Raw genomic sequence first — 3,667 nt, 5'->3', positions numbered from 1 at the left:
CACTGCTCGCCGAGACCGACGGTCAGATCCTGACCACCCTTCCCGGTGTCGCCTCGTCGAGGAAGGCTCAGCGGCGAACGGTGACGGCCACGATAGCTATGCCGCACGACGGCGCAACCTAGCTTGCCGCCCGCTCGCCCTGGGCCGCCATCACGGCGCACACGAAAGCCTGCCGACCACGGCGACTAATCAGCCTGCCGGAACACGACGGCCCCGCCGACCTACGAAACAGACTCTTCATCGCGTCAAAAGCCGAGCGCAACACCTCGGCAGATCATCCACGCCCGACGTCAACCTTGACTCACAGCGCGAAAGCTAGGCCCGCGCTGCGTGCTCTCCCGCCCGCCGCGCTGCGTGCTCTCCCGCCCGCCGCCCGAAGAACGACCCTTCGCCGAGCTGCGTGCCGCTCGCATATCCCTTGCCGTCCTGGGCGATGTTGCACGCGCACGCCCCCGCGGCGTACAGGCCCGGGACCGCGCTGCGGTCCTCGCGCAGCACCTCGCCGTCGATCGACACGGTCAGGCCGCCCATGGTGAACCCGGAGTACATTGCGCGCCCGAGCGACAGGTCGAACACCGCCCACGGGCCTTTATCCTGCGGCGCAAGGTATTCCGGCTGCTTGTGGAAATCGGGGTCCTCGCCGGCGGCGGCGTTGGCGTTGTAGCGCTCCAGTGTCGCGGCGACCCGGCCCGCCGGGATGCCGAGTTCCTTCTCCAGTTCTGCGATGGTCTCGTAGCCGTCGAGGAATTTGATCAGTGGCATCTCGGGCATCTGCATGTGGTCCTCGTCGACGATCAGGTAGGCCGTCTGATCGGGTTGTTCGAGCACGAACGCCGAGGTGCGCGAATGGTAGGAGTCCTCGGCGACGAACCGCTCGCCGTCCTTGTTCACGATGACGCCGGTCAGCAGGATCTCCGGCGGATACGCGGCCGCGGTGATGAACAGCTGGTCGAGGTTGTCGGTGGCGCCGCCGGCGGACACGCCGAGCTTGATGCCGAGACCGTCGTCGTTGGGGTTGCCGAGGATGTACGGCGCGACGGTGCCGTGGTGTTTGGTCTTGCGTTCCTGTCCGAGCGCGGGCGTGTACTCGGCGACCATTTCGGGGTTCATCGCGAACCCGCCCGCGGCGATGATCACCGACTTCGCCTTGATGTCACCGGTTTCGGCGAAGTGCTTCCAGCGCACCCCGACGACGGCGCCGTCGGCGTCGGTGATCAGCGCCGTCGCGCCCGTCTCGTAGCGGATCTGCACGCCGAGTTCGTCGGCGCGTTTGACCAGTAGGTCGATCACCATCGCCGCACCGCCGAGTTCGCCGGGCACCGGCACGGAATGGCCGCGCGGCGCCGGCTTGGCCTGTTCGCAGAACGGCCACACCTTCTCGTTGCCGGTGTAGGACAGCCCCTCGGTGCCCGGCGGGACGACGACCTTGCCCGGGTAGTAGCTGCGTTCGAACTGAAAGCCCAGTGCCTCAAGCCAATTGAAGTGCTCGACGCTGCCCTCGCAGTACGCCCGGATCTTCTCGTGCTCGGGGTTGCGCGACTGTGTGACCAGGTACTTGTACATCTCCTCGGGCGAATCGTCGTGGCCGGTGGCCTGCTGCACCGCGGTGCCGCCGCCGAGATAGAAGTGCCCGCCGGCCATCGCGGTGGTGCCACCCGCGGCGGCGGCCTTCTCCAGCACCAGCACCCGCGCGCCGGCGGCGGCCGCGCTGACCGCCGCGCTGCCGCCGGCGATACCGAACCCGATGACCAGGACGTCGGTCTCGTCGGACCAGGTCTCGACGTCGTCGACGCTCACCGTGTCCGGGATGTGCTGCAAGGTCACTTCTGCTCCTGTTTGATGTGGTCGAAAAATGCGTGGATCTCTGGTGGCAGGTACGCGTATTCGAGGTACGGCACGCCGGCGTGGTCGGCCGACACGTACGCGAACCGCATGCCGCCGGGCATCGTGCCCGCCATCACCGTCGGGTTACCGTCCCGTCCGGCGGCGGCGACGGCGGCCTCGAAACCGTCGACGTCCGGGAATGCCAGGCACACGTGGTGCAGACCGGGGCCCGCGCGGTCGAGGAACTCGGTGTAGATGCTGGGGCCGCTGACCGGGGCGATGAGTTCGAGCTGTGTGTCGCCGGCGTAGCTCAGCGAGATGTCGGCGACGAAGTCGGCCGGTGCGCCGCGATAGGTGCACCCGTCCGGGCCGAAGTGGACGCCGGGCATCCGCACCCATTTCCTGGCGCCCGTCAACGCCGACAGCGCGGCTTCGGTCGCGTCGAGGTCGCGCGTCACCCACGCGATCTGGACAGGTGTCTGGTTATGCATCGCTGACGAGAATATCGCCACCGGGCCCGACAAGCTAGAACGTGTTCTAGTTCAGCTATCGGGTCAGCATCTCGGTCAGCAGTGCGACCTGGGCGTCGAACACCTGCGCGGTGTCGGTGAACGTGTCGGGGCCGTACTGGCCGAACACCTCCAGGCTGATCGCGCCGATCAGCGCGGCCCACAGCGTCAGGCATTTCGCGAGCGTCGCATCGTCGGCGTCGACGTCGAACTCGGCCCGCAGACCGTCGAGGTCCGCCGAGAGTGGTTGTGGCGCTAGGCCTTTCCCCAGCGGGATGTCACCTGCGGCGACGCCGTCGGCGACGACGGCGAACAGCGCGGCCACCACCCGGGTGCCGGGGAGGACCGTGCGTTCGCGCGGTGCGTGGTAGCCGGGCACCGGGCTGCCGTACAGCAGCGCCCAGCCGGCCGGCTGCCGCACCGCCCACGACCGCGCGGCGCGGGCCATCGCGCCCAGTTGCGCCCGCCAGTCCCCTGTCGCCCCGGCCCGGGCGGCCTCGACCGCGTCGGCCAGTTCGGTATAGGCGTCGACGAGCAGCAGGGTCAGCAGGTCGTCGCGACTGGCCACGTAGCGGTAGACCGCCGAGGACACCACGCCGAGTTCGCGCGCGATCGCGCGCAACGACAAGCCGGCGGCTCCGGTGGTGACGAGATGGCGGCGGCCGATCTCGACGATCTCGCGTTCGATGCGTTCCCGCGTCTCCTGTCGCTTGCCCATCGGCCGAGTGTGACACAAAGCGAGATCACTGCTCTTGTTTTCCGCGCCCGGCGGTGGCACGCTGGATTCAGAGAGCAGTGCTCTCGTTTGTCGACGGACGGAGGATCTACCGTGACCGAGCGCTACGACGTCCCGAGTGCGGGGGCACGCGTGTTCAACAGCGCGCTGCGGCGCCTCGCCGAACTGGGCATCAGCATCCAGGGCACCACCGCGGTGCGGGTCCGGGGCCGCACCTCGGGGCAACCGCGCTCGGTGGTGGTGAACCTGTTGACCCTCGACGGACACCGCTACCTGGTGTCACCCCGCGGGAACACACAGTGGGCACGCAACGCGCGGGCGGCCGGCGAGGTCGAGATCGGCGCCCGGCGGCGGGCACGGACCCATCGCGTCGTCGAACTGCCCGACGAGGCGAAGCCGGACGTGCTCAAACCGTATCTGGACCGGTGGTTCTGGCAGGTGAAGGGCCACATCGGCGGGCTGACGCCGCGGTCGGGCCGCGATGAGATGCGCGCGGTGGCGCCGACGATCCCGGTCTTCGAGGTGCTCGGCTGACCGGGGACGCTAGGAGCCTGCTGAATTAATCCGGCGTGGTGGCGGGGTTTGCGGCTGGGTTCTC

At 68.8% G+C, this 3,667-nt stretch carries 4 protein-coding genes; 1 reads left to right on the top strand and 3 read right to left on the bottom strand.

Going from position 1 to position 3,667, the window contains the following annotated elements; translation table 11 throughout:
- Positions 1–315: 315 nt before the first annotated feature.
- The 3 genes from BST38_RS28705 to BST38_RS28695 are packed head-to-tail and all read right to left on the bottom strand — an operon-like array spanning position 316 to position 3,051.
- Positions 316–1,824, bottom strand: a complete 1,509-nt coding sequence (locus tag BST38_RS28705) for an FAD-binding protein (protein WP_181792050.1) — start codon at positions 1,822–1,824, stop codon at positions 316–318.
- Positions 1,821–2,315 carry a VOC family protein gene (locus BST38_RS28700; protein WP_083146936.1) on the bottom strand — a complete coding sequence of 165 codons (495 nt, stop codon included), beginning with the start codon at positions 2,313–2,315 and terminating at the stop codon, positions 1,821–1,823. Before BST38_RS28700 ends, BST38_RS28705 begins: the two co-directional genes overlap by 4 nt.
- 55 nt (positions 2,316–2,370) lie before the next feature.
- A complete protein-coding gene (locus BST38_RS28695) occupies positions 2,371–3,051 on the bottom strand; it encodes a TetR/AcrR family transcriptional regulator (protein WP_083146935.1) in 681 nt (226 codons plus the stop codon).
- 111 nt (positions 3,052–3,162) lie between these two features.
- Here BST38_RS28695 and BST38_RS28690 point away from each other — a divergent pair, with 111 nt between their 5' ends.
- Positions 3,163–3,603: a nitroreductase/quinone reductase family protein gene (locus tag BST38_RS28690; RefSeq protein WP_083146934.1), complete on the top strand. Its 441-nt coding sequence runs from the start codon at positions 3,163–3,165 to the stop codon at positions 3,601–3,603.
- The last annotated feature ends 64 nt before the right edge of the window (positions 3,604–3,667 follow it).

Source organism: Mycolicibacterium parafortuitum (genome assembly GCF_002086815.1).
GTDB classification, from domain to species: domain Bacteria; phylum Actinomycetota; class Actinomycetes; order Mycobacteriales; family Mycobacteriaceae; genus Mycobacterium; species Mycobacterium parafortuitum.
This window is presented reverse-complemented; position numbering and strand designations above follow the sequence as displayed.